The organism is Caballeronia sp. SEWSISQ10-4 2, from assembly GCF_030464885.1.
Classification (GTDB): Bacteria; Pseudomonadota; Gammaproteobacteria; order Burkholderiales; family Burkholderiaceae; genus Caballeronia.
This window is the reverse complement of sequence record NZ_JALPRJ010000014.1, coordinates 34,753-59,989: the sequence shown is the minus strand read 5'-3', so window position 1 is coordinate 59,989 and position 25,237 is coordinate 34,753. Positions and strand designations below refer to the sequence as shown.

Below are 25,237 nucleotides of genomic sequence, written 5' to 3'. Positions count from 1 at the left end.
GGAGAAACAGTCAAGTCAAAACACGTGCATCATCCCGATGTACGCGCCGGTCTGCGATTCGCCGGCGATCGGGCTTGTCGGCGAGCTCGAATCGCGCGGCGTCGCGAACACCGAGAAGGTGCCGTTCTTGCTGTTGTTCGCGTACGCGACGGTGCCGTACAGGAATGTGCGCGCGCTCAGGTTGTAGGTGGTCCCGAGCGCATAGAGCATTGCGTGGCTACCCGGATCGTGCGAGACGTCGCCGCCGCCGTCGCCCACGCGGATGTAGAAGCCCGCCGCCGTCACGGCCCAGTGCGGCGTGGCCTGATACGTGGCGCCGAGCCAGTAGTGGTCGGCGCTGTCGGCGACGCCCGCGGGCGATTCGGGCGCAGCGTAGTGCGTGTATGCGGCCTGGATCTTGAACTTCTGCACGCGCACGTTCGCGCCCACGAAGTACTCGCGGGAGGCCGTGAAGATGTTGGAGAAGCGACCGTTCGAATCGCGCAGCTCGTCGTAGATGCCGCGCAGGTCGAAGAGTGGCGAGTGATAGCTCAGCATGATGCCGTCCGAGCGGCCGAAATCGCCTGCGGCGCCGTTGTTGAAGCCGCTCGCCTGGTTGCCGAACGCGTACTGCCCCTGCACGTCGAGGCCGTGCCAGACGGGGCTGTGATATTCGACATTGTTGCTCGTCTGCTGCCAGTTGCGCCCGCGCACGAGCGAGGCCGACGAGACCGCCTGCTGCACGAACGGATCGAATTCCCATACGCCGTCGCTGTCGATGAAGAGATTGCGGCCCGCCTGCAGCTGGCCCCACGTCTCATTCTTCAGGCCGACGTACGCGCGGCGCGAGAACATCTTGCCGCCGCCCGTGGTGCCGTTCATGATCTGCAGCGCGGTTTCGAGGTCGAACAGCGCGCTGGTGCCGCCGCCCAGGTCCTCGGTTCCCTTGAAGCCGAGCATGCTCGTGCCCCAGTCGCCCCCTTCCGCGCTCCAGCGGCTCGAGCTGCCGCCCGTGCCGTTGGCGATGTGATTCAGGTACTCGACACCGCCGTCGACGCGGCCATACAGCGTCACGCTCGACTGTGCCGATGCGGCCGTGCTGGCTGCGAGCAGCACGAATGCGCCCAGTTGATATTTCATGTCAGCTCCCAGGTGGACTCTTCTTTCGTTGTCCTTTCCGTCTGCGTCCGCGTCACCGCTGCGTCGACAGATAGTCTCGACAGGGGCGAGTCAAACTTGGATCATCAACTCAATTGCTAGCTCTAACGCTCCTTGTGATTCGCACAGATCGTTGAGCACTACCGTGAAGTTCCGGAACATGAGAATGCATCCTGACTAAACATATTAGGAGGCGCAGCGGCCACCTGGTATGACATATTTGTTGTAGTCGATTACGCTGCTTCGCTTGCAGCTCTGCTGGAATCCCTACGCCTACGATAGTTCAGAATAGTCCTAAAACCGCAATCCCGCTCCAAATTTGAGGCAGCCTGCACTTCATTAACCGATTGTATGAAGCCAATCGTAATTGTGCACCGGTCGTCTTGATTGCCAGTCCTCGTTGCTCAACAAGCGTCGCGCACGATTCCCGTCGGCTACTCACCTAAAGTGATACTGACTTACGACCTTTCTACGCGATGCATGCTCTACGCGCATCGCGCTCCCTTCACGAAAACCCGTTCAATAGACGCGCAGCAGGACGATCGCGAAGACTGCCATCACGATCCGGGAAACCGCGTAGCCGATTGTGTAGCCCACTGCGGGGACGTTGCTCTTGGCTGCTTCCTGCAAGGCCCCCAACGCAGCGGTCGTGGACCGTGCACCCGCGCAGGCCCCTAGCAGAATCACCGGGTGGAACTTGAAAACGTATTTACCCAACAGCAATCCAGCGATCAGCGGTACTGTCGTCACGACCATCCCGGCGACAAACAGCGTGATGCCATAGCTGTGCAGCCCTTGGACGAATCCCGGCGCCGCATTCAATCCGACGACAGCGATGAAACCGTTTAGTCCGATATTGTTGAAGATCCACAGGGCCGATCCAGGTATTTGACCGAATGTGCGCTTTTTTCCGTGCAGGTAGCCACAGAGGATTCCCGCGACGATTGCGCCTACGGACGTGCCCAAGCTCAGCGGAATCCCTCCAACATGGATCGTAATCACGCCGATAAGGCCGCCGATGACGATGCCTAGCGCCATGAACGACACATCGGTCGTCTCGACGGGGCGGTCCGAAAATCCCACGAGCTTCGCCACGCGTGCGACATCCTGCTTGGCGCCTTCGATGGTCATGACGTCGCCATGGTGGACCATGGTGTTGGGATCCAGAGCGATGACCTGATCGGCGCGGGATAGCGTCTTGAGAAAGACGCCACGCCCGGGGATGTCGAACGCATCGGTCCGCAGCGCGGCCAACTGCGTGCCGAAGAGGTTCTTTTTCGTCACGATGACGTCGAGCAATTCAGTGGGAAACGCAAGCAGGACCTTGTCGTCGATTTCGGGTCCTATCTGACCTTGCCGCTTGACCAGGGTGTCTAGAGAGCCAGCGATGGCAACAACGGCATTACGCTGGATAACCGTATCGGCATCGCAATCGACGATTGCACCGTCTTCCCTAACTCGCCTGACGAACACCTGATGGTCGAACAGCGTTTCGATCTCCCGCGCGGATTTTCCGAACAGTTCCGGTTCGACGACCTGATACGCGCGTGCGGAAAAATCTCGATAGGCCGTTGGCGCATTGCCCGCGGCTTGCACATGCGCCTGTTCGTACTCCCTGGCAGAGGCGACCAGGTCGATTTTCAGCCATTTGGGCGCGAGTTTCGACAGGATCCAGGCGGACCCGACAGTGCCAAACGGATAGGTCACCGCATAAGCGACCGGCATTAACGCCAGCGCCGTTTTCAGCGCATCCGGTGTCAGCCCGATGCTCGACATCGAGGATGTCGCCACGCCAAGAACCGTCGAATTCGTGTACCCGCCCGACAACAGTCCCTCGGTCAACGCGGTGTCATAGTGCAGCAACTTGCCCATGGCGTAGGCGGTGCCCAAGCCCACCATGCAGACCAGGGCGGCGAAGATCACTTGCGGCAGCCCGTCACTCTTGAAGGCTCGAATGAACTGTGGCCCGACGGCGTAGCCGACAGCGAACAAGAAGGCGAGAAAGAAGGTGTTTTGCACGATCGCGGGGATTGCGATTCCGATCTGCCCAATGGCCAATCCTGCTAGCAAGGTGGTGGTGACAACGCCCAGATTGAACTTCCCGAAATGCAGGCTGCCTGCCCAGAACCCGATCGCCAGCGTCAGATAAAGAGTGAGTTCCGGGTAGGTACGGAAGACATTGATAAACGCACTGATCACACGCCCCTCCTGGGGGTAGAAGGCGGCCGGCGGGATCGCCGGTCCGCTTGATGCTGACTTCGCGCGTTCTTTAGTACTGCGGCTTGTAGAGCATGTTTTCGATCCACGAGCGGATGTCGCTTGGCCGCGTCGCCTGAGCCAGTCCGGCATCGAACATGTATTGGGCGACACGCACCGCTGTGGTGACTTCTGTTTCCAGGATGTCGTCCTGGCTGGGGTAGAGCATGCCCTTGGCCTGCAGCGCGAGACCGATCTGGTCGGCGATCGCATGCGCGGCCACGATAAAGCATTCGTCGGTCAGCCGCGTCGGCCGCGCTGCATAGGTCGCCAGGCCGGCGGCGGGATAGATGTAGAAGTTATTGGCTTGACCCGGCCGGTAGGTCTTGCCGCCTAGCACAACGTCGGGAAATTGCACGCCGGCGGCGAACAGGGCCTTGCCTTTCGACCAGGAATAAGCCTGTTCCGCGGTGCATTCAGCCTTCCGGGTCGGATTCGACAGGGCGAAGATGATCGGCACCTCATTGAGATGGGTCATCGCTTCGATGATGTGCTTATCGAAGGCTCCGCCATGTGTGCTCACGCCAATCAGGATCGTCGGCTTGAAATCCTGGATGCCCGCAAGCAGCGACTGCGTCGGTGCGACGGAGTGCGCATAGACCTTCTGAGCCTCTGATAAATCGGTGCGCGAAGGTTCTATCAGGCCGTTGATGTCGAACATCGAAATGCGCGAGCGGGCTTCGTCGAATGTCAGGCCTTGGGTCTGCATTTCCTTGACTACCAGCCCGGCAATGCCGATCGCCGCGGAACCCGCGCCAAAAAACTGGATGCGCTGATCTTTCAGCTTGCCGCCCTTGGTATTCAACGCCGCCGCGATGCCCGCAAGCGCAATCGCCGCGGTGCCTTGAATGTCGTCGTTGTAGCAGAGTATCTTGTCGCGATAACGCTCCAACATGCGAATCGCGTCCGTACCTTTCCAATCTTCAAAATGTACGCAGCATGCGGGAAACACTTCCTGCACAGCATCGATGAACTCCTGCGTCAGCTCGTCGAGCGCCTGCTCGGAAAGTTGTGGCTCGCGGCTGCCCATATACAAAGGATCGGCGCGCAACGCCTCGTTCGATGTACCGATATCGAGCAGGATTGGCAACATGTAATGGGGCGGCACGGCAGCGCAAGCCGTATACAGTTGCAATTTACCGATCGGAATGCCCATGCCGTTGGCGCCAATGTCGCCCAGGCCCAGAATGCGCCCGCCGGTCGACACGCAAATGAAACGGACGTCAGGCTCGGGCCAGTGCTTCAGCACCTCCGCTATACGGCCCTTCATGTCGCGGGTGATGTACATCCCGTGTGCGCGGCGATAGATGTTGCCAAATGTCTGGCATGCGTCGGCGACCGTCGGATCGTAGAGAATCGGCACGAACCGCTTCGGATCACTCATGACGGTCTTGTAGAAAACCGTCTCGTTCCGGTCCATCAGGTCGGTCAGATAGGAATATTTATCCAGGTCGTCCGTTTTGCCATCCAATTGCTGAAGAACGCGGTCTACCTGTCGTTCAAGCGATTCCACCGCAGGCGGCAATAGTCCTTCGATACCCAATTCGCGGCGCTGTTGCACGGTGTATGCGGTGCCCTTGTTGCGTATAGGATCGTGCAACAGCGACAAACCCAAACTCCCTGGCTCTGAGTAGGGCGTACCGCGGTCGATCGAGGTGGTTGACATGATGGGTTCCAAGTTGAAGGTAAGCACGGGGCGGCGGAAAATCTCCGGATCTCGCGGTGGCAGTCGGCTCAGGAAGTCGACTCATCGTGACGATACGGGCATAAGCATTAACCCGAGTGTGGGACTAAAGGCAGCAAACCAATTGATCTCAATCAATTGCCTGGGCTTATCGCGCCGTTGCTTCAGATCGTGCTGTTTCAACGATAACGGTTCGCTTCCCGTCGGAACGTACCGGGAGCCCGGGGACAGTCCGCAAGCAATTTAAAAACCGCAGCGCCGATAGCCACGCGAGGTCATGGAGGCAGTGCATTGCCCCACGCCCTCATCAATACAACGCCAAAGAAATTTCAAAACCTGACCGTCCAGTCAAGTTCTGGCACGAAGTGTGCACTTGACTCGGCGCCTTGCTCCTGCAGGCTCTCCAAGTTGACCGATTGGTCAATATCGGCGCGAACTATTACGAAATACTTTCGTTAACGCACGATCGCAGAGCGCCTGCGCACAAGGTTGGGTTGTTCGGTCGCGGGCACGGCAGGCATCGTTGAAGACATGTCCCGGCGATGCCATTCGAGGCTGTCAATCGAACACTTCGTATCCACTGCCTTATAAATATGGGTCAGAAAGAGAATGCAAAATAAAAATAGGTATCCGAAATATTTGGTGAGGTTTCTATTCACCCTTTATAGAACTGGCCGCTTCCCTTTTATTAAAGCCAGTCTTGGAGCGGCGCTAACCGGCATGCTGCTCTTGCAACCTGCGCGCGCCGCAACGGCTGATGCGTCATCGGCCGCCGACAGCATACAAAGCTCCACGGAAGTAACCCCGTCCGCAACAGACTCTCCCTACCTCTCGTCCTGGTACCACCAGAGCCTGAGCGTGATCGGCGACAAGAACGTACGGTTCGGCCCCTATCGGGATAACGACGTCTACCTGGAGTACGAGTACTTCGGCCGCAAGGGACCGTTCGATCTGTACGGCTACATCGATGTTCCGAAGGCGTTCAACGTTGGCAATGGACACGACACGGGTGCATGGGACCACGGCTCGCCGCTCTTCAGCGAACAGGAGCCGCGCGTCTCGATCGACTCGCTCACCGGCAAGCACCTGGGATTTGGTCCCTTCAAGGAATGGTACGTCGCGTTCGACTGGATCTACGACCTGGGGAATAACCAGGCCAATCGCCAGAATACGTTGTACAGCGGTATTGGTACCGACATCGACACCCACACGCCCCTGATGCTATCGGCGAATTTCTATGTGCGCCGTCAATGGGAGAACTATGGCGCAGCTAACCAGGACTCGTGGGATGGTTATCGGGCCCAGATGAAATACATCTATCCGCTAGGCACTTTTCACGGCGGTTCGCTGACCTACGTCGGTTTCTTCAACTATGACTTTGGTTCAAGGCTCGCCGAGGAGACAGGTGGTAACTCGCGCAGCGACACGTCCTTCGTAGCCACCAACGTCCTGCTCTATTCGTTCACGCACTGGCGTTTCGTGGCCGTCGGACGGTACTTCCACAACGGCGGCCAGTGGAACGGTACCGCGCTCGATTTCGGTTCCGGCTCGTTCCAGAACAGATCGACCGGATGGGGTTATTACCTCTCGGCCGGCTACCAGTTCTGAGCCGCTTTCATCGAACTCTCTTACCGATTATTCATCGATCAAGGACCCTCATGTTGAAAAACACATTGCGCAGGACCCTTGCCTGCGTCGGCCTCGCGTGCCTGCTTCTGACAGGCGCGCATGCCGCGCCCAGCTCGTCCACGCCACGCCCGGTCAAGGTGCTCATCATCTCGATGTTCGGCCCCGAGGGAAAGACCTGGCTCGACCATCTCGGGCATACCCAGGCGATCGCGGTTCCCGGTTTGTCGCCGGATTACCCGTCGGTGCACTGCAATCGGGACGATGTCTGCGTGCTCACGACCGGGATGGGTCATTCGAACGCGGCGGCCTCCGTGGCCGCACTGGTTTATTCGAGAAAGTTCGATCTGCGCAAGACGTACTTCCTGGTGTCGGGGATAGCGGGCATCGACCCGGCTCAAGGTACGCTCGGTTCGGCGGCATGGGCCCGGTATCTAGTGGATTTCGGGATCCAGTGGGAACTCGACGCGCGTGAAATCCCCACGGGCTGGAAGGCCGGTTATCTCGGGATCAATACCAAGAGCGAAACCGAAAAACCCCCTCTCGACTATCGCACCGAAGTGTTCCAACTCAACGAAGCGCTGCTGCAAAAAGCCTATGCGCTCTCGCGTAACGTGACACTTACCGATAGCGCGGCTGCGAAAGCCTATCGTGCAACTTACCCGAACGCGCCAGCCAACCAGCCGCCGGCTGTGATCCAGTGCGACACGCTCGCGGGCGACACGTGGTTCTCAGGCAACGCGCTGGGTCAACGGGCGCGCGACTGGACGAAATTGCTGACCGACGGCAAGGGCGTGTATTGCACGACCCAGCAGGAAGACAACGCGACCTTCGAGGTCATCAAGCGTGCAGCGGCCACGGGTCTTGCCGACACAGCCCGCGTCGCGGTATTGCGTTCCGGATCGGACTTCGATCGTCCGCCAGAGGGCGGATCGAATGTCGACAACCTGCTGAATTACCAGCAACAAGGCGGTTTTGTTCCTGCCATCGACAACCTCTACATCGCCGGTTCGCCGTTGGTCAACGCGATCGTCAAGGACTGGGTGCACTGGAAAACGGGCGTGCCCGCGAACTAGGCCACGCGCTGCAACGAACGCGTGATGCGAAGGCAAGCATCACATCGCCGGCGGCTCTCGTGAGGATTTCGTGAGGATTTCGTGAGGATTTCATGAGCGCCCCGCCGGTCAACTATCTCTATAGAGTGAGTACCCCGTGACTATCGTACGCAGCCTGTGCGGCATGTTTCTGCTTTTGCTGATCGCCTATGCCCTGTCGACCAATCGACAAGCCATTCGCCCACGCACGCTGGTCGCTGCGCTATGCGTGCAGATTGCCATCGGTGCACTGGTTCTGTTCGTGCCGCTCGGCAGCGCCACCCTCGCCGCGACCGCGCGCGGAGTGAACCATGTGCTCGAGATGGGCAATCACGGCGTTTCCTTCATGTTCGGCGGACTCGTCGACAGCAAGATGTTCCAGCTATTCGGCGGTAACGGCTTCATCTTCGGCCTGCGGGTTCTGCCGATGATCATCTTCGTCACGGCATTGATCGCTGTGCTCTATCACGTCGGGGTGATGAAGTGGATCGTCAACGGTCTTGGCATCGTGTTCGAAAAACTGCTGGGCGTGAGCCGTATCGAAGCCTGTTCGGCGGTGGCGACTATCTTCCTCGGTCAGAGCGAGATGCCTGCCCTCGTCAAACCGTTTATCAGGCAGATGACCGGAGCTGAATTGTTCGCCGTGATGTCGAGTGGCATGGCGTCGGTCGCCGGTTCAGTGCTGGCTGGTTATGCGGGTCTCGGTGTCAGGGTCGAGTATCTGCTGGCCGCGTCGTTCATGGCGGTGCCGGGCGGCCTGCTGTTCGCGAAGATGATCTTCCCGACCACCGAGCCGAGCCAGGTCGTTCTCGACAGCCTCAGCTTCGACGAAAAGCGCTCCGCCAATATCATCGAAGCAGCTGCATCGGGTGCATCCGTCGGCCTTAAAATTGCGATCAATGTGGGTGCGATGCTGATCGCCTTCATCGGGTTGATCGCACTTCTGAACGAGGCCGTCAGCGGGTTTGCCGGCCTCTTCGGACATCCACAAATCACGCTGCAAAGTGTTCTCGGCTACGCGTTCTCACCACTGGCCTGGCTGATCGGAGTTCCCTGGCACGACGCACAGCTCGCCGGCAATTTCATCGGCGAGAAGATGATCCTGAACGAGTTCGTTGCCTATGTAGACCTGTCGCCCTATCTGAAAAGCGCGGCGGAGGTCACCGCGGCAGGCTTGCAGGTGCTCGATCCGAGGACGCTCGCCATTGTGTCTTTCGCGCTGTGCGGATTTGCCAACTTCTCGTCGATCGCCATCCTCGCGGGCGGCTTTAGCGTCGTCGCGCCCGAACGTCGCTCGGAAGTGGCACGCTACGGACTGCGGGTGGTGGCAGCCAGCACACTGTCGAACCTGATGAGTGCCGCCATTGCAGGTATCTTTCTTTCGATGCCTTAGCATTCGCGAGCCGGGTTCACCAACACTCCGGCTCAAGCCTTTTCTTCCCGAGGAGACATCCATGTTCTTGCCACAGGAAATCGTTCGGAAAAAACGCGACGCACAAGCGCTTTCCAACGAGGATATCGTGGGCTTCGTTCGTGGCATCGTAGACGGCAGCGTGACCGAGGGACAAGTCGCAGCGTTCGCGATGGCCGTGTATTTCAACGACATGAGCGTCGACGAACGCGTGGCGTTCACGCTGGCACAGCGGGACTCGGGCCAGGTGCTGCAATGGCGTTCGCTCGACCTCCCGGGTCCGGTCCTCGACAAGCATTCGACGGGCGGCGTCGGCGACCTCACGTCGCTGCTGCTGGGGCCAATGGTCGCGGCATGCGGCGGATTCGTGCCGATGATCTCCGGCCGCGGCCTCGGCCATACCGGCGGCACACTCGACAAGCTCGCGTCGATCCCTGGCTATGACGTCGCGCCTGACATCGGCACATTCCAGCGCGTGGTGCGCGAGACGGGCATTGCGATCATCGGTCAGACGGCGCAGCTAGCGCCCGCAGACCGGCGGATCTACGCGATCCGCGACATTACCGCGACAGTGGAATCAGTCGCGATGATCACCGCGTCGATCCTGTCAAAGAAGCTCGCGGCGGGTCTTGAAGGACTGGCGATGGACATCAAGGTGGGTTCGGGCGCGTTCATGCCGAGCTACGAGAAGTCGGTCGACCTAGCGAAAAGTATCGTCGATGTCGGTAACGGTGCCGGATTGAAGACCACCGCCGTGCTGACCGACATGAACCAGCCTTTGGCGCCCTGCGCCGGCAACGCGCTGGAGATCCGGTGCGCGATCGACTACTTGACCGGTCGCGCCCGGCCAGCGCGGCTGCACGAGGTCACCCTCGCGCTGGCAGCGCAGATGCTCGTGCTGGGTGGTCTCGCCGATAACACGACCGAAGCCTGCGCGAAGCTGAATGCGGTGCTCGACTCCGGCGCCGCTGCCGAACGTTTTGCCCGGATGGTGAGCGCGCTAGGCGGACCCGGCGATCTGATCGAAGCGCCCGAACGTCATCTCGATTGTGCGCCGGTTGTCATTCCCGTTGCCGCGCCGCGTGCGGGTTTTGTGGAGCGCATCGATTGCCGCGCGCTGGGTCTGGCGGTCGTCGGCCTGGGTGGCGGCCGGCGCCGGCCCGAAGACACAATCGATTATCAGGTTGGTTTGACGGGCCTCGTGGAGTTAGGGGAACGTGTTGATGTCGGCCAGCCCCTCGCCGTCATCCACGCCCGTGATCTACTGGCCGCTCAAAACGCCGCCGTTGAAATTCAAACGGCCTATTCGTTCGCCGCAACCGGACCACAGGCGCCGCCGAGCGTGTATTGCGTCATCGATTGAGCTCTTAAGAGTGACAGGCATCTGGCATGCCGTGATAGTTACGGTTCTGTCAGCACTGCAATCTTGTGCACTATTGGCGAAGCATTTCTTGCCATAGCAATTCCCAAATCTGCCGGACAATCCGACCTTACTCGAGAAACAAATTCTTATTGAAATTTCAGGAAATATCTAGTGTGATTTGGCTAAAGATCGAGCCGATTTTTATGTATACGATACGGATACGGTTGGTATCCGGCCCTCGTTTTTGGCCCCGTGGTGCCAAAGCCCGGACATCACCTTTTCGACGGGTACGACATGAGTAACTTGGTACAAACAATCAAATTCAAGATCATCTTGGCGTTCGGCGCGTGCGTGATACTGATGGCTGCGATCGGACTGTTTGCAGCACACGGGCTGTCCAGGCTCAATGCGAACGTGACCGACGGATACTCGGGGAACACCCTTCCGATTGCCAATCTATCGGAAGTTCGTGCAGCCCAGCTTAACGTACGCCTCCTGCTAAGGCGTATTCAGATATTCCGCGATCCGGCTAAAACGGCAGAATACGGGCCGGCCATTGCGGCACAATTTGAACGGCTCAATAAGTCATGGAACCACTATTATCCAAGCGGCATATCCAGCAAAGAGGAACTTGAGATCGCAAATCGGATCAAGAACACCCTGCCCCAGTTCACGGTATTGGCGAACGAAGCTGTAGCTGCCGCGGGCGCGGGCAATTTCGACGCGGCCTCTTCTACAATCGAAAAGATCGTCTCGGTGGCTGAGGCAATGAACGACGCTCTGGATCAGGACGCCGCACTCAATCTGGCTCAGGCCCAGGAGTTTGTCGCTGACGGTGAATCAACGTTCAGGACTACCTTTTGGATCGCGATCGCCCTTCTTGGCGCGGGTATCGTTGTTGCCGTTGGCGCATCTGCGTACCTGCTGCGTGCAATTTCGAAGCCGCTCAACAAAGCCGTTGACGTAGCGAACCACATCGCGGCCGGCAAGCTGGAAAATCAGGTCATAGTCGATTCGGGAGGCGAGTTTGGTCAGCTTCTCGAAGCACTGAGAAAAATGGATCAGCAGCTTAGCAATACGGTTCGCGGAATCAAGGTGTCCTCCGAGTCAGTCGCTGTGGCGTCACGCGAAATTGCAAGCGGCAATACCGACCTGTCTGCCCGCACGGAGGAACAGGCGGCGTCGCTTGAAGAAACCGCGGCCAGCATGACGCAGTTGACCGAGACGGTAAAGCAGACCGCCGACAATGCCCGTCAGGCGAACGCGCTCGCCACCCATGCCACCGACATGGCAGATACAGGTAACGACTCCGTTCAGGCCATGGTCGGGACGATCGGTCTGATCAGCAGTAGTTCAAGCAAGATTTCCGAAATCACTGGCGTCATTGAAGGCATCGCTTTCCAGACGAACATTCTCGCGCTGAACGCAGCTGTCGAAGCCGCACGCGCTGGCGAACAGGGGCGAGGTTTTGCTGTGGTCGCCAGTGAGGTTCGCAGCCTGGCGCAGCGTTCCGCCGCGGCTGCCAAGGAAATCAAGGAACTGATCAGTTCGTCCGTGACAACGATTCAGGACGGCGCGAAGCAGGCAACCGAAGTCAGCGCCACGATGGGGCAGGTGAAGCAGGCGATCAAACAGGTCTCCGATATCGTCGGTGAGATCGCCGCAGCGTCCGAAGAGCAAAGCCGCGGCATCGAGCAGGTCAATCAGGCTGTCGGCCAGATGGACGAAGTGACGCAACAGAACGCTGCGCTCGTCGAGCAGGCCGCCGCTGCAGCACAGTCGCTTGAAGAGCAGGCGACCAGGCTGAAGGACGCCGTTTCCGTGTTCAGGGTCGCCGAGACCGCGCAATCTCCGGCACGCGCGGTGATCCAGCAAAACAAACCTCGCCTGCCTGCTCCAAGGATTCCAGCCACGCGTCGCACAGAGTTTGCAAAGCCGAGGGTTACCCCCGCCATCATTGTAGACAGACCCACCGCGGCCGGTATGGCGAACGCGGACTGGCAAGCGTTCTGATCACAAACTCATCATGTCCAATATCGTTAAAATGCAGATCTGCAATTCAGAAATTGAAGCCCTGCCGGATTCGTCGCCGCAACCGCTGACAGTCCCGGCCGCAGAACCTGAAACGGCGAACGACGGCTCGTTACTCGATCTGCTCACGACCCTATCCACGAGAAACGGTATCGCCGTTGTTCAACACGGCGCGCGCCTTGCGGTCATGAGCGAATTGCTAGTTGCGATGCTGGCGCATTTGCCTGTAGCGATGCGGGCGGGTATCGTCGAGTCATTTCGCGACCGGATTGAAGAACTGATGTCTCTGAGTGACGACAGGAGTTTGCCGGAGCAATACCACACGGCGCTCTTGACCGAGGTTAACCGTTACCTGAACGCGCTTCAGTAACGTGACTGCTTATGCTCAACTCCTACGTAAAACGTAAAGCCACCACTACCAAACCGCTTGTCCACAAAGCGCCTCGATCCGGTAGCCATCAGGATCGACGACGTAAGCGGCGTAATAGTGGGCGCCGTAGTTGGTGCGCAATCCTGGCCTGCCGTTGTCGTAACCACCAGCTTGGGGGAAATTGCCATTTTTCTGGAAGCTTCAAAGTCGTCACGTCCCGCGTGATGGATCAAAATCAAGCAAGCGTCTTGACGACCTGTGCCGGCCACACGATCTCCAGCTCAAGCGCAATTGAGCGCGCCAGTCCTTCAAGATCTGGAAACAACGACGCGTTGGTGATGTTCATTCTATACAGCGAACGCATCGCTTCGTCCCGTATCTCCGATGGCAGCACGATCTTGCGCAGCAGTTCGTCGCTGCAAGTGTATTGATCGAGGATCATGTCGAGCGGCTGATGCAACAGGCCAGGCAACACAAACGTGCCCGCTTGCGCGATCAGCCGCTGATCCATCTCGGCGGGTTCCCCAAACCACATCACCGGATTTTCGTCGCTAAGATAAAACCTTTCAAAGTTCCCTGGCAGGCGTGGATCGATCATCTCTCGCACAAGATGCGGCGCCGAAACAGGGACAGCACGATCAGTCCATAACGCCGGTGTATTTACCGCGAAAACGGCTGCATTGGACACCGCGCGCTCAAGCGCAAAGAAAGCGGCAACAAAAGGCGACTTGGTGAAATCGAGCAATCTGGTAGGCGCGCCATGATGCTGCATCAGACCGAGGCAACGCAGGTCGTCGGACAGCGCACGAACGTCGGAAAGATAGTTATGCGCCTTCCGCCTGAAGATACGAATAGCACGCTGCTCTTGAATGCGCCACGCCGAGCGATCAGGCACAAATGCGGACAGGTAGCGCGACAACGAGCTCTGCAGCGGCCAGCGCTCGTCCTGCTGGCCGCGAAACGCCCACCCATCGAGCTCGATGGTGAGACTCATGAACTCTTGCCAACTCGACACAATAATAGTTTGCATCGTCAATTATCCCGAGTAGCGCTCACGGCTTCCTGCCCGATCACCAGTCCGGGTTCTGCCGACGCGGCCGACGCAGCCAGATCCAGGTGCGCCGCGTAATTCGAATGGATAACATAAAGCGTTTGTCCGGCCGACACCCGCTGGCCCGGCTCGCAACACAGGTCTATACCGGCGCCGAGATCCTGCGGCGCTCCCGCCAGGCGCGCAATGCCGGCCATCTGCCAGCCGTCGATGCTTGCCACCCTGCCCGCACAGCTTGCGCATACGCGGTGCGTGAGCGTGCCTGGAGCAGCTGGCGGTGTTCTCCTGCCCTGTGCGTCGACAATCCTCTCGAACGCGGTCCATGCCGCACCCGATGCGAGCAAGTATTCAGCCACTTGCCGTCCTTGCGTGGCGTCGGCAATATCCGGCGCCCACGAGAGCACATGCGATGCAAAGAGCAAAGCCTTCTCGCGCAAGTCCACCGGCGCACCCGGAAGATTGTTGAGGACCAGGTTCACGTCCCGCGCTTCGAGCGCCGGTCCGATCCCACGTCCGATCGGACCGGTCCCGTCAGTGATCAGCGCCTTGACCTGCAATCCCAGGCCTTGGCCCACGTATTCGAAGAGGTCGCCAAGTGCGCGCGCCTCCTCTGTAGATTTCAGCTTGGCGCGCGGTCCACAAGGCAGATCGACAATCACATGAGTCGACCCGGCTGAGCGCTTTTTTGACAAGATGGATGCGACCGACCAGCGGTTGGAATCGAGCCCGAGCGGACGTGTGAATGCGTTAATGCGGTCGTCGACGAGCGAGTGGTTCAGCCGCCCATTCCATGCAATGCACGCTCGCGCTTCGCGTACACAGCGACGTACGTCGTCTACCGTCAGATCGACTCGAGCAAGCGTTTCCATTGCATCGGCGGTACCTGCCGCCGACGTGATAGCCCGCGACGACGTCTTTGGCATTGCAAGGCCGTAGGCAGCGACGATCGGCACCACGATCAGCGTTATCCGGCTTCCGGGAATTCCCCCCATTGAATGTTTGTCGACGACAATCGGCTCGTCCCAGTCAATCCGCGGCATGAGCGTCGCGCGCACTCTTGCGATAGCCAGGACCTCGGCATCGCTTAGATGCTGCGACGAATGCAGCAAGAACTTGTCGATCTCGGCGTTTGAGTAGCGTCGCGCGAGTATATCGTCGAACACCTCGGCGTACTGGGCCTCGTCAAGCGCATGACCCGCAAGCTTCGCCGCGACAAACGGCTCGCTGCCAGGTGGCCGGATCGCGCACTGCAACGCCGTGGTGAAGCGCTGGATGCCTTGTTCCAGCGTACCGTCGTTGACCACCCTCACCGTCTTCACATCGACCAGAACCGGCTCGACCTGCCGCGTGACACGTAGCCGAACCTGCTCCGGGGTCTCGCGTCCCCGTGCAAGGATACGTTCGGCAAGCAACTCGACCGGCGCCGTGATCTCGACAACCACCAGCCGAAGCACACGCATCGACAAATCAGCGATCATCGCGCGCGAGCCGTTTGCTACGACATGCCGTCCCTCTGCGAGCACGTCGAGTAATTCGCGACGCAAGCCGTATTGCAGGTCATGCGCTGACCATGTAACCAGGAAGCCGCCTCGCTGCTCGACTTCTGCAAACGCTGGGTCATCGAGCTCATCGTGGTCTTCGCCTATGGAACCTGCAGGTCGCGTGATCACGCGTCGCGCGAAGACGAACGGTTCGCCGATACTCCGCGCGCCCTCGATCAACGAGTCCTTGCCTGCGCCGCTGGGGCCAACCACGAAGAACAAGATTCCTGGCGACATCGCGGGCTTACTCCGCCTCATCGAGGCCGATATCCACGCACGACGACGCCTGGTTGATCTTGCTCGTCGAAATATAATCCACGCCTGTCTTCGCAATCTCTCCGATGGTGGCAAGGCTGATACCGCCCGATGCTTCGAGCTTGGTGCGCCCGCCTACCATGTCAACCGCCTTGGCCATGTCAGCCACAGACATGTTGTCGAGCATGATCACGTCGACACCCGCCTCCAGCGCTTCCTTTACCTGATCCAGCCGGTCACATTCCACCTCCAGCTTGGTCAGAACCGGCAACTGACGGCGCGCCCGTTCCACGGCTTTTGCAATGCCGCCGCACACCGCGATATGGTTATCTTTGATCATGACGCCGTTATCAAGGCCGAGACGATGGTTGAGACCACCGCCGCAGGTGACCGCGTGTTTCTCCAGCATGCGCAGGCCGGGCGTAGTCTTGCGCGTGTCAATGAGCCTTGCACGCGTGCCGGCCACCGCGGCCACATATTCTGCCGTCAGGTTAGCGATACCTGACAGCCGCTGCACTATATTTAGCGCGGTGCGCTCGGCGGTCAGCACGCTTCGTGCGTTGCCGCGCACCGTGAGCATGATCGTCCCTTTCTCTATCGTGTCGCCGTCCTTTACGTGTACGGTCACGTCAAGCGACGGATCGTAGCGCTTGAAGATTCGCACCGCGACATCAATGCCAGCAACGATCAGCTTTTCACGCGCATTCATCACGAATGCGCCGATCTCATGCGGCTCGATCATGACCTGAGCGGTCAGATCGCAATAGCCGATGTCTTCGGCAAGCCACAGGTCGATCAGGCGGTCAGTCTGGAATGTGTCGTACATAGTGGTCAGCCTTTCTTTGCTTGGACTAAACAGGTTAGGAAAGAAACAATCACGGTCAGCGATGGTTCAGGCGACGGTTGGCTATCAACAGCAGGCCATTGCACAGCAGGGCAAACAAGGTCAGAAACAAGGCGACGGCCATGATGGTGCGAATATCGCCAAGATTCATGGCGCTCGTCAGCAGGTAGCCCAGGCCGCGTTGCGACGCGAACATTTCACCAATCAGTACACCTAGCAACGTCAAGGAAAACCCCAGGCGCAATCCCGACACAATTTCGGGGAACACAGCTGGCAGCACCACGTGAAGGATCGTGCGATACAGAGGCAAGCGCATCGTCAACGACGCGCGCAAATACACTGGCCGCATCTGGCGAATCGCATTCATGGTGAACATCAGAATCGGAATCAATCCATGCATGACGCCGAACGCCACCTTTGCCGACAGCCCAAGACCGAACACAAGCAGCACCAGCGGGTAAAGCGTCACCTTTGGCAACGAGTAGAGATTCAGCAAAATCGGCTCGGCCACAATGCCTGATACCCGGTTCACGCCTAGCAGCACGCCCAGCAGTATTCCCCCTACAAGCGCAATGACGAGCGCAAGCCCAAGCGCTTTTGCGGTTTCGGTCGCGTTGGACCAGAAGGCTTGCGTGCCGAGCATATGCACGAGTTCCGTCAGCGTCGACCACGGCGAGGACAGCGAGCCGTCGCCAACCGTGAGATGCAAGACCTCCCAGCAAGCTACGACTACAATTGCGACGATCAAAGTGTCGAAGTAATTTCTCATGAGCGCTCCAGCAATGGCGTGGGGCCTGGTCAGCGTTGACGCCGGGACTGGAACTGGTGATCGATGCGATTCAGCACCATATTCACCACCGTTACCGCGATCAGGATGAGCAGCATCAACGAGTACATGTCGTCGTTCTGGAAGTTGTTGTAGGCGTAGCCAATCGCATACCCAACACCCGATCCGGACAAGATGAATTCCGACGCAATCACTCCGATAAAAGAATAGGCCACCGCCAGTTTCATTCCCGTGAAAAGATACGGAAGCGCAGCGGGCAGTTTGATGAAGAAAGCTGAGCGCCAAGCAGGCAGGCGCATGACGAGCCCACTTTTGTGCAGCGCGCGCGGAATCCTGTCGAGGCCGTCGAGTGTGGCTGTAATCATTGTCACGACGGCCAGCAACACCGCGATTGCGATGATCGGAAGCGGCCCCACCCCGAGCACCACGATGAACACCGGATAAAATATGAATGTTGGCACTGCGTAGTAGCTGGACAACAAAGGCTCGAGCGCCCGCCGTATTCGCGGCAACGCATGAATAACCAAGCCGATGACAAAACCCAGCAGGACCGAAACGATCGACGCCGCCACGATTTCCATGAGGCTGATGCCAATGTCGTGATTGAACTTGCCTGCACGCAGCAACTCGGCACCATGCGTCACCATCGTCGAAGGCGCGAGCAGCACGCTTGTGGGAATAACGCCCAGGCGGCATAGCAATTCGATCAGCACTATGAAGCTGATCACCACGGCCGCGCGCAAAATGCTCTCGGTTTTCACGTCGGACTCCCGGTAAATTTAATGCGTGGCCGTCCCCATCACCTTCATCGATTCAACGCGTAGCTTCTCCCACAGTCGCGCATTCACTTCGCCGAAGCGCGGCGTCGAGACAATGCGGCTGTCTCGCGACCGGGCCCAACCCGTCTCGACGATGTCGATAAACAGGCCGGGGCGTGCCGACATCACGCCCACACGATCCGAAAGCATGGCGGCTTCGTCGAGCGCATGGGTAATCAGCAGCACGGTGGCGGAAGTCTCGCGCCACAGACGCAACAGTTCATCCCCCATGAGCAGGCGTGTTTGCTGGTCGAGTGCGCCGAAGGGTTCATCCAGCAGGATCAGGCGAGGTTGTGTGACAAGCGTGCGGGCGATACAAACGCGCTGGCGCATGCCGCCCGAGAGTTGCGCCGGATACGCCCCGGCGAAGTCCTTCAGCCCCATGAAACCCATCGCATAGTCGGTTCGGCGCTTGATCTCCGCACCGTCCATCCCCGCCATGCGCAATCCGAATGAAATGTTGTCGTGCACGTTCAGCCACGGGAACGACGCGTCTTCCTGAAAGACCACGCCCACCCCGTCGGGTACGCCGTTGACTGCGCGCGCCTCGAACATGACGCGTCCGCCGCTGGGTTCGGACAGACCCGCGAGCGCGTCGAGCAGCGTGGACTTGCCGCAACCCGAGGGCCCCACCACTGAGAAGAATTCGCCCTTCATCAGCGTCAGGTCGATCGGGCCAAGTGCATGAAAGAGTTCTTTGGATCCGTTCTTCTTGAAGTACCGCGTGACGCCGGTAAGCGTCGCGTGCGCCTCTTCTGGCTCCTGCGATGGCAATGCTTCGGGGATCTTGAGCGGCGCAGGTCTATTCAGTACGGTCATAGCTTTCCTTTAGCCTTCAAATCTGCGGGAAGGAAACTCGTGTCTACCAGCTTGGACCAATCCACATCACCATTGAGCTCGCCGATCAGCTTGAGCCCGTCTGTCATTCGATCGAGTTCTGTGCGATCGAACTCACCCTCGCTCCACATGCGCGACTTGACCATGTTGTCCACCGCCACCTTCGCCACTTCAGGCGTGAGCTTGAAACTTTCCTGCAGCAATGCCGCGGCGGCGGCAGGATCGGCGTAAGTCGCATCGACGCCCGCTCGTCGCCCGGCGATGATCGCGCGCAGGGTGTCGGGATGTTCCTTTGCAAACTCGCGGGTGGTGATGCCAACGGAAGTGGTCATTGGTTGGAGAACATCGCCGGCACGATAGACCGTGCGGTACTTGGTAACGCGAATGATGGAGAGCGGTTCGATCAGCACAGCTCCCGACACGCCGCCTTGTTCCAGCAGCGTCAAGCCGTTTACATATCCACCCGATGCGATCCGCGTGACCTTGCCTGCATCGATTCCCTTCGACTTGAGCACCATCAGCAACAGCATTTCAGACACGCCTTTCGGTGATGTGATCGCGACCTTTTTTCCGGCGAGGTCCCCAACGTTTTTTACATCAGAGCTGGGCATGGTCACCATCGACGCCTCCGCAACGCTACGAGTGCCTACGTTCACGATGACAAGATCGAGGCCCTGGCGCTGTGCGGCAAGCGCCGCCGACACTGCGACTTCGCCGTATGGTGTTTTACTCGCGAGAATATTGCGAACGGTTGTGCCACCACCGCCGGAGCTGAGGATGCCGGTGATGTCGACGCCTGCCTTCTTGAAAAGGCCATCGTGCATGGCGACCGCGTAGGGAAGACCGTACAAACTGCTGCCCCATTGAGTCACCGATATCTCGTCAGCGTGCGCGACGTTGAACCGTCCAGGACCAGCGGCAAGAAGTAGTGACACACCAAGCGACGTGATCGCACGCACGATGAATGAATTCATAGGCTACTCCGGACCGGGATAAAGTGAATCAGTCGCTCGAGCTTACACAGCCAAAAAGAGCGTACACGTCTTATTTTTAACTTTGACGCATGGAGTGTGCCAAGCCCTCTTTGATGGCGCAATAATTTTATATCAACTGCATAGCACTGTAATTGGTCGATATTCTTCGGTTTACTGAACGAAAACACGATCCCGTCAAGACGTTCGTAATGTGTTGGATAAGTAGCGTACACAACATAATTCCTTTGCGGTGCCAGTCTCCCGACATTGGTGCAATGACGCATTAAAAAGCGGCACGACATTGTCAGGCGATCGGCACCAATCCTTGCGACCGGTCTTCCTCTGAGCATCTCAGGTTCCGGTGAACGCCGTGAGGTTCAGCATTAAGGAACGCCTCCTTAGGGTGTGCAAGCCCCGGCTGAACCAGTTACTCACGATGACACCGCGCTTCGCCACCGAGATATCAACCCGTCAAACCTGAACCGCCCGTTCGCCGTCCTCGGGTGCACGATGTCATATCATGTCCCCTTCTCGACGATAATCGCCCAACAGGCAGATCGACATGACCGATCACAGCAATCCGCTGTTACAGGACTGGCAAACGCCCTACCAGTTACCGCCCTTCGAGCGGATCCGGTGCGAACACTTCGCCCCCGCCTTCGCTGCGCTTTTCGAGCAGCATCTGGCGGAAATCAATGCACTAGCTGAAAATTTGGCTGCTCCCACATTCGACAACACCGTGGCCGCGTTCGATGCCGCCGGCACCGGGCTGGATCGTGTCCGGCTGACCTTTGAAAACCTGTGTGCTTCGGAGTCACCGCCCGCCCTGCAGGCCGTGGAGCGCGAAATGGCGCCGCTGCTGGCCGCGCACGACAGCAAGGTCGCAATGCACGCCGGCTTCTTTGCCAGGCTCGATACCGTTCATCAGCAAGCTGCCACGCTAGACCTGAGCGAAGAGCAGCACCGTCTGCTGCAACGCCTGCATACCGATTTCATCCGCGCGGGCGGCACGCTACAAGGGGCTGCACGTGAGCGTTTCGCGGTCATCGCCACGCGGCTCGCCGATCTGCAGACGCAGTTCGCGCAGAACATACTCGCCGACGAATCGACCTACCAATTGCCGTTGACGACCGAAGCGGACTTGGCCGGCCTACCCGCTTCCCTGCGCCAGGCGGCAAGCAGCGCCGCCAAGGAGCGCGGTGTGGACGGCTACGTGATCACGCTCTCGCGTTCGCTCGTGCAGCCGTTCCTCACGTGGTCGACCCGCCGTGATCTGCGTGAAACCGCATGGCGCGCCTGGACCACGCGTGGAGAAACCCCGGCGCGCGACAACCGGCCGCTGGCTCGCGAGATACTCACTCTGCGGCAGGAGCAGGCGCGATTGCTCGGCTACGAAAACTTTGCCGATTACGCGCTCTCTGATCGCATGGCCGGCAAAGCCTCCGCCGTCTTTGAACTGCTTGGTCAGGTTTGGGAGCCAGCGAAGGCCAGTGTCGAACAGGAGCGGCAGGCTCTGGTCGAGCAAGCTGCCGCGCTCGGCGAACCCACCGACATAGAGCCGTGGGACTGGTATTACCTGGCCGAGAAAGTACGTGTCGCCCGCCACGCACTCGACGATGCTCAAGTGAAACCGTACTTCAGCCTGGACGCGATGCTTGCCGCCATGTTCGATTGCGCGGGGCGCCTGTTCGGCGTGCAGTTCGTCGAGCAAACCGGCGTAACGCTCTATCACCCGGACGTGCGTTTGTGGGAAGTGCACCGCGGCGATGAACGAGTGGGCATCTTCCTCGGCGACAACTATGCCCGGCCCAACAAGCAGGGCGGCGCCTGGATGCATATTTATCGCAGGCAAACACGCAATGGCGGCAAGGTGATGCCGGTCGTGGTGAACAACAACAATTTCGCCCGCGTCGACGATGGCCCAACGCTACTTGGTTTCGACGACGTGCGCACGCTGTTTCACGAGTTTGGCCACGGACTGCACGGCTTGCTCTCCGACGTCAGCTACGGCCGCCTGTCGGGTACCAACGTTCCGCAAGACTATGTGGAACTCCCTTCGCAATTGATGGAAAACTGGGCCACGGTGCCGGAAGTGCTGGCGAAGCATGCGCGTCACGTGACAACGGGCGAGCCGATCCCGGCCGCGTTGATAGAGCGCATCAGGGCGGCGCAGACTTTCAACCGCGGGTTTGAGACGGTTGCTTATACATCGTCGGCTCTGATCGATATGGCGTTGCATCTGCAGAACGATCCTGCCGGTATCGACATCGCCCGGTTTGAGGCGGACGAGCGCAAGCGTATCGGCGTGCCGAGGGAGGTGGGCATGCGCCACCGGCTGCCGCACTTTGGCCATATCTTCAGCGGCGCATGTTATGCGGCGGGCTATTACGTCTACATGTGGGCCGAGGTCCTGGAGGCCGAAGCGTTCGATGCATTCGAAGAAACCGGCAATGCATTCGATCCCGCGCTAGCCGAGAAGCTGCATCGCTACGTTTACAGCGCAGGCGACAGCCGCGAACAACGCTCCGCGTTTCGCGCTTTTCGCGGCCGTGATCCGCGAGCCGAGCCGATGTTGCGCAAACGGGGTTTGATTCGGGGTGAGTAAGCAGGCCTGAATGACCGGTTTCGCGTGCAGCTTGCGAGCTGCCGGCCTGCGGCTCCATCCAATAGAATGGATCGTGACGACTAGTTTAGCGGGCCTCGCGGAACATTCAGGTTGGTATCAAAGAACTTCAGCGCTGCATTTCCGATGTACTCGTGCAGTTTGGTGCGATCTATGCCAGGCGCATCGATACACGCTTCCGGCCACGTGTCCCTCCCCTCCTGGTCGCATTCGTTGGCGAAGATTTCGTGGTCGACAAGGCCAGGCATCACGTCCAGTTGGGTATGCGGAGCGTACTTGGCTGCGAACTCGGCATTCTCTTTAGGCGGAGCCTGAGTGTCCCTCGCGCCAACGATGATATAGGCAGGCACCTTCAACTGTGCAACCCCTTCCTCGTCCATTCCGAAACCCTGCAAGTCGCCCGGCGCCATCGCGAAGACCGCCTTGACACGACTGTCGTATACCTTGAGCGCCGGCATGGCATCGAGCGGCAAATCCTTGCGCAGTGACTCCGGCACCAACTGGTTGTTCTTCCAGACGCGTTGGTAGGCGAGGTACTTTTCAGGGTTCACCATTGCGCCACCAATCCAGAGCGACGTGAAGCCTCCCTGGGAATGACCGGCGACGCCAATCCGATTTGGATCGATATGCGGTCCCCAGAGTTTGTCGTTCAAAAGGAACGTGATGTCCTTGCTGATGTCGATCGGGCGTTGCCAGAGCTTGCTCCTCGTGTACATGATCGTTGCGTCGTAGGTGTTGGCACGATAGTGATAAAGCATGGCCACAATATAGCCGCGCGACGCGAGAAACTCTGCAAACCACGCATAGTAGAGTCCGTTGCTGCCATGTCCGTGTGAAAACATGACGAGTGGACGCTTCACGTTGTCGGACGCCACGTCAGCGTTCTTGTAAAGATGCAGGTTGGTAAAGAAGATCATGCGCTGTGGCACGGTCGAACTATTGACTACAGCTGGATAGAACAGCGTGAGCGCCAGGTGGCGATTGCCTTGCGTGGCGTCTACGTATTCCAGCTGTTTCATCCCGACTGGATAGGGAGCGCCAGGCTGTATGGTTTGCGCGAATGTCATCGTGGACCACGTGGTCATGAAGCAGGACAGGATCGCCATGGCGGGACGGATCAATCCACGTTTCGTCAGCAGAGCAGTCTCCATTTTTCGTCCTCCTGACAACCAGGTTTACCCACGTCTTCGCGGCGTCTGAAGGCAAATCTGCTACTCCGCGCAGAACCACGAGTGTGCGCCGAATCTGCGGCGCCCGTCAGCCCCGATCAGCGTGTGAGTACGCTGGCGCGCGGAAATTTCAGGTCTCAAGGCAGGAAGTGGAAAACGGACATTTACGCTCCGAGGCTGAACGCCCGAAGCGGGTCGGGTACGACTGGTCGCGATCCCCAGAAACCCGGAGTCCGGTCACCTTCGGTCATTCGAGGTACTGGCCCGATCCGCCGTTGCACATCTGTGTCGGGCGCCCGGATGGTTTATAACGTAATAATAATGCTCGTCGCAGGTGAGAAATATCGAACTGGAGAGACACTCATGAACCGCTGCTATGTCACGGCAGACGTATTCACAGACGAAAAATTCAAAGGCAATCCGGTCGCTGTCGTGTTGGACGCCGACGGTCTGTCAACGAACCAGATGCAGGCGATCGCGGCCGAATTCGCGTATAGCGAAACTACCTTTGTCTTGCCTCCCCGCGATGCTGCTCACACTGCCTGGGTGAGAATTTTTACGCCGAGTCGCGAAATTCCGTTCGCCGGACATCCGAACATCGGTACGGCGTTCGTGCTGGCTGCAAGAGCGGAATCGAGTCAGACACCTCTTCCGGATCAACTCGTGTTCGAGGAGGCCGCCGGCCTGGTTCCTGTTACTCAATTGAAAGAGGACGGGCGTTTGGTCGGAGCGGAACTCATTGCGCCGGAGCCATTGGCTCGACTGTCGCAGGTACCACAAGACCTCGTAGCGGCTTGTCTTTCCCTCGATTCCACCGACATCCTGGTCAACGCTCACGCGCCGCAGGTGGCCTCGGTTGGCCTCCCGTTTGTCGTCGTTGAGCTTGCGTCCCGAGATGCGCTGCGCAGGTGTACGCCAAACCTTATCGCCTACAAGGGCTTGCTACCGATTGACGGGGCCGTGTCCATCTACGCCTATACGCGCGATATCGGCCCGGTTGTGACTGGCACCGAATGCGATTTGCAAGCACGTATGTTCACGCCACGCATGACAGAAGACCCGGCGACGGGTAGCGCGACCGCAGCAGCCGCCGCGCTTTTAGCCGAGGTTCGAGGCGTGTCAGACCTGGTATTGCGTGTTGGTCAAGGCGTAGACATGGGTCGCCCGAGCATTTTGATTGCCAGTGTGGATACGTATAACGGCAAGTCAAGGGTACGCATTGGCGGCAAATGTGTCAGCGTCATGGAAGGCTCGTTTCGGCTCGATGCTGAATCCTGATCCTGTCACTCAAGTTGCTTTGCATCGGGAAAAAGACATCGGATGACGTGGAAGGCGCGAAGGTCCATGCTGAGCTTTCTCACATGTC

Annotated in this window: 19 protein-coding genes and 1 pseudogene; 8 read left to right on the top strand and 12 right to left on the bottom strand. The window is 58.9% G+C overall.

Going from position 1 to position 25,237, the window contains the following annotated elements:
- Window positions 1-15 precede the first annotated feature (15 nt).
- The 3 genes from M0D69_RS11940 to M0D69_RS11930 all read right to left on the bottom strand — a co-directional run bounded on the left by M0D69_RS11940 (window position 16) and on the right by M0D69_RS11930 (window position 5,059).
- Window positions 16-1,119 carry a porin gene (locus tag M0D69_RS11940; RefSeq protein ID WP_301782223.1) on the bottom strand — a complete coding sequence of 368 codons (1,104 nt, stop codon included), beginning with the start codon at window positions 1,117-1,119 and terminating at the stop codon, window positions 16-18.
- A 537-nt stretch (window positions 1,120-1,656) separates the two neighbouring features.
- Window positions 1,657-3,336: an aspartate-alanine antiporter gene (gene aspT / locus M0D69_RS11935; RefSeq protein WP_301782222.1), complete on the bottom strand. Its 1,680-nt coding sequence runs from the start codon at window positions 3,334-3,336 to the stop codon at window positions 1,657-1,659.
- 70 nt (window positions 3,337-3,406) lie between these two features.
- Entirely contained in the window at window positions 3,407-5,059 is a 1,653-nt protein-coding gene (locus M0D69_RS11930; protein ID WP_301782221.1) for an NAD-dependent malic enzyme, read from the bottom strand.
- A 738-nt stretch (window positions 5,060-5,797) separates the two neighbouring features.
- Here M0D69_RS11930 and M0D69_RS11925 point away from each other — a divergent pair.
- From M0D69_RS11925 to M0D69_RS11900, 6 genes are all read left to right on the top strand, one after another.
- Window positions 5,798-6,685 carry a nucleoside-specific channel-forming protein Tsx gene (locus M0D69_RS11925; protein WP_301782220.1) on the top strand — a complete coding sequence of 296 codons (888 nt, stop codon included), beginning with the start codon at window positions 5,798-5,800 and terminating at the stop codon, window positions 6,683-6,685.
- 50 nt (window positions 6,686-6,735) lie between these two features.
- Window positions 6,736-7,779 (top strand): purine nucleoside permease, encoded by a 1,044-nt coding sequence (locus tag M0D69_RS11920; protein ID WP_301782219.1) that lies wholly within the window; start codon window positions 6,736-6,738, stop codon window positions 7,777-7,779.
- Window positions 7,780-7,915: 136 nt separating this feature from the next.
- Window positions 7,916-9,190: a NupC/NupG family nucleoside CNT transporter gene (locus M0D69_RS11915; protein WP_301782218.1), complete on the top strand. Its 1,275-nt coding sequence runs from the start codon at window positions 7,916-7,918 to the stop codon at window positions 9,188-9,190.
- Window positions 9,191-9,251: 61 nt separating this feature from the next.
- On the top strand, window positions 9,252-10,571 hold the full coding sequence (deoA, locus tag M0D69_RS11910) for a thymidine phosphorylase (RefSeq protein WP_301782217.1): 1,320 nt from the start codon (window positions 9,252-9,254) through the stop codon (window positions 10,569-10,571).
- A gap of 294 nt (window positions 10,572-10,865) precedes the next feature.
- Entirely contained in the window at window positions 10,866-12,584 is a 1,719-nt protein-coding gene (locus M0D69_RS11905; RefSeq protein ID WP_301782285.1) for a methyl-accepting chemotaxis protein, read from the top strand.
- A gap of 13 nt (window positions 12,585-12,597) precedes the next feature.
- Entirely contained in the window at window positions 12,598-12,972 is a 375-nt protein-coding gene (locus tag M0D69_RS11900) for a hypothetical protein (protein WP_301782216.1), read from the top strand.
- 45 nt (window positions 12,973-13,017) lie between these two features.
- Here the strand turns inward: M0D69_RS11900 and M0D69_RS43730 are convergent.
- From M0D69_RS43730 to M0D69_RS11865, 8 genes and pseudogenes are all read right to left on the bottom strand, one after another.
- Window positions 13,018-13,146, bottom strand: a pseudogene (locus tag M0D69_RS43730) (VOC family protein); the annotation flags it as partial.
- A gap of 61 nt (window positions 13,147-13,207) precedes the next feature.
- A complete protein-coding gene (locus M0D69_RS11895; RefSeq protein WP_122176993.1) occupies window positions 13,208-14,002 on the bottom strand; it encodes an FRG domain-containing protein in 795 nt (264 codons plus the stop codon).
- A 2-nt stretch (window positions 14,003-14,004) separates the two neighbouring features.
- Window positions 14,005-15,801, bottom strand: a complete 1,797-nt coding sequence (gene phnN / locus M0D69_RS11890) for a phosphonate metabolism protein/1,5-bisphosphokinase (PRPP-forming) PhnN (protein WP_301782215.1) — start codon at window positions 15,799-15,801, stop codon at window positions 14,005-14,007.
- Window positions 15,802-15,808: 7 nt separating this feature from the next.
- Window positions 15,809-16,645 (bottom strand): carboxylating nicotinate-nucleotide diphosphorylase, encoded by an 837-nt coding sequence (nadC, locus tag M0D69_RS11885; RefSeq protein ID WP_301782214.1) that lies wholly within the window; start codon window positions 16,643-16,645, stop codon window positions 15,809-15,811.
- Window positions 16,646-16,700: 55 nt separating this feature from the next.
- Window positions 16,701-17,432 carry an ABC transporter permease gene (locus M0D69_RS11880; protein WP_301782213.1) on the bottom strand — a complete coding sequence of 244 codons (732 nt, stop codon included), beginning with the start codon at window positions 17,430-17,432 and terminating at the stop codon, window positions 16,701-16,703.
- A gap of 29 nt (window positions 17,433-17,461) precedes the next feature.
- Window positions 17,462-18,211, bottom strand: a complete 750-nt coding sequence (locus tag M0D69_RS11875; protein WP_301782212.1) for an ABC transporter permease — start codon at window positions 18,209-18,211, stop codon at window positions 17,462-17,464.
- 18 nt (window positions 18,212-18,229) lie between these two features.
- Window positions 18,230-19,087 (bottom strand): ABC transporter ATP-binding protein, encoded by an 858-nt coding sequence (locus tag M0D69_RS11870; RefSeq protein WP_301782211.1) that lies wholly within the window; start codon window positions 19,085-19,087, stop codon window positions 18,230-18,232.
- Window positions 19,084-20,079, bottom strand: a complete 996-nt coding sequence (locus tag M0D69_RS11865) for an ABC transporter substrate-binding protein (RefSeq protein WP_301782210.1) — start codon at window positions 20,077-20,079, stop codon at window positions 19,084-19,086. The genes M0D69_RS11870 and M0D69_RS11865 overlap by 4 nt, the downstream gene beginning before the upstream one ends.
- A gap of 562 nt (window positions 20,080-20,641) precedes the next feature.
- On the opposite strand from M0D69_RS11865, the gene M0D69_RS11860 reads away from it, so the two are divergent.
- A complete protein-coding gene (locus M0D69_RS11860) occupies window positions 20,642-22,684 on the top strand; it encodes a M3 family metallopeptidase (protein ID WP_301782209.1) in 2,043 nt (680 codons plus the stop codon).
- Window positions 22,685-22,764: 80 nt separating this feature from the next.
- On the opposite strand, the gene M0D69_RS11855 is transcribed toward M0D69_RS11860, so the two are convergent.
- Window positions 22,765-23,853 (bottom strand): lipoprotein signal peptide, encoded by a 1,089-nt coding sequence (locus M0D69_RS11855; protein ID WP_301782208.1) that lies wholly within the window; start codon window positions 23,851-23,853, stop codon window positions 22,765-22,767.
- A 339-nt stretch (window positions 23,854-24,192) separates the two neighbouring features.
- Between M0D69_RS11855 and M0D69_RS11850 the strand changes: the two genes are divergently transcribed.
- Window positions 24,193-25,149 (top strand): PhzF family phenazine biosynthesis protein, encoded by a 957-nt coding sequence (locus M0D69_RS11850; protein ID WP_367619703.1) that lies wholly within the window; start codon window positions 24,193-24,195, stop codon window positions 25,147-25,149.
- Window positions 25,150-25,237 lie beyond the last annotated feature (88 nt).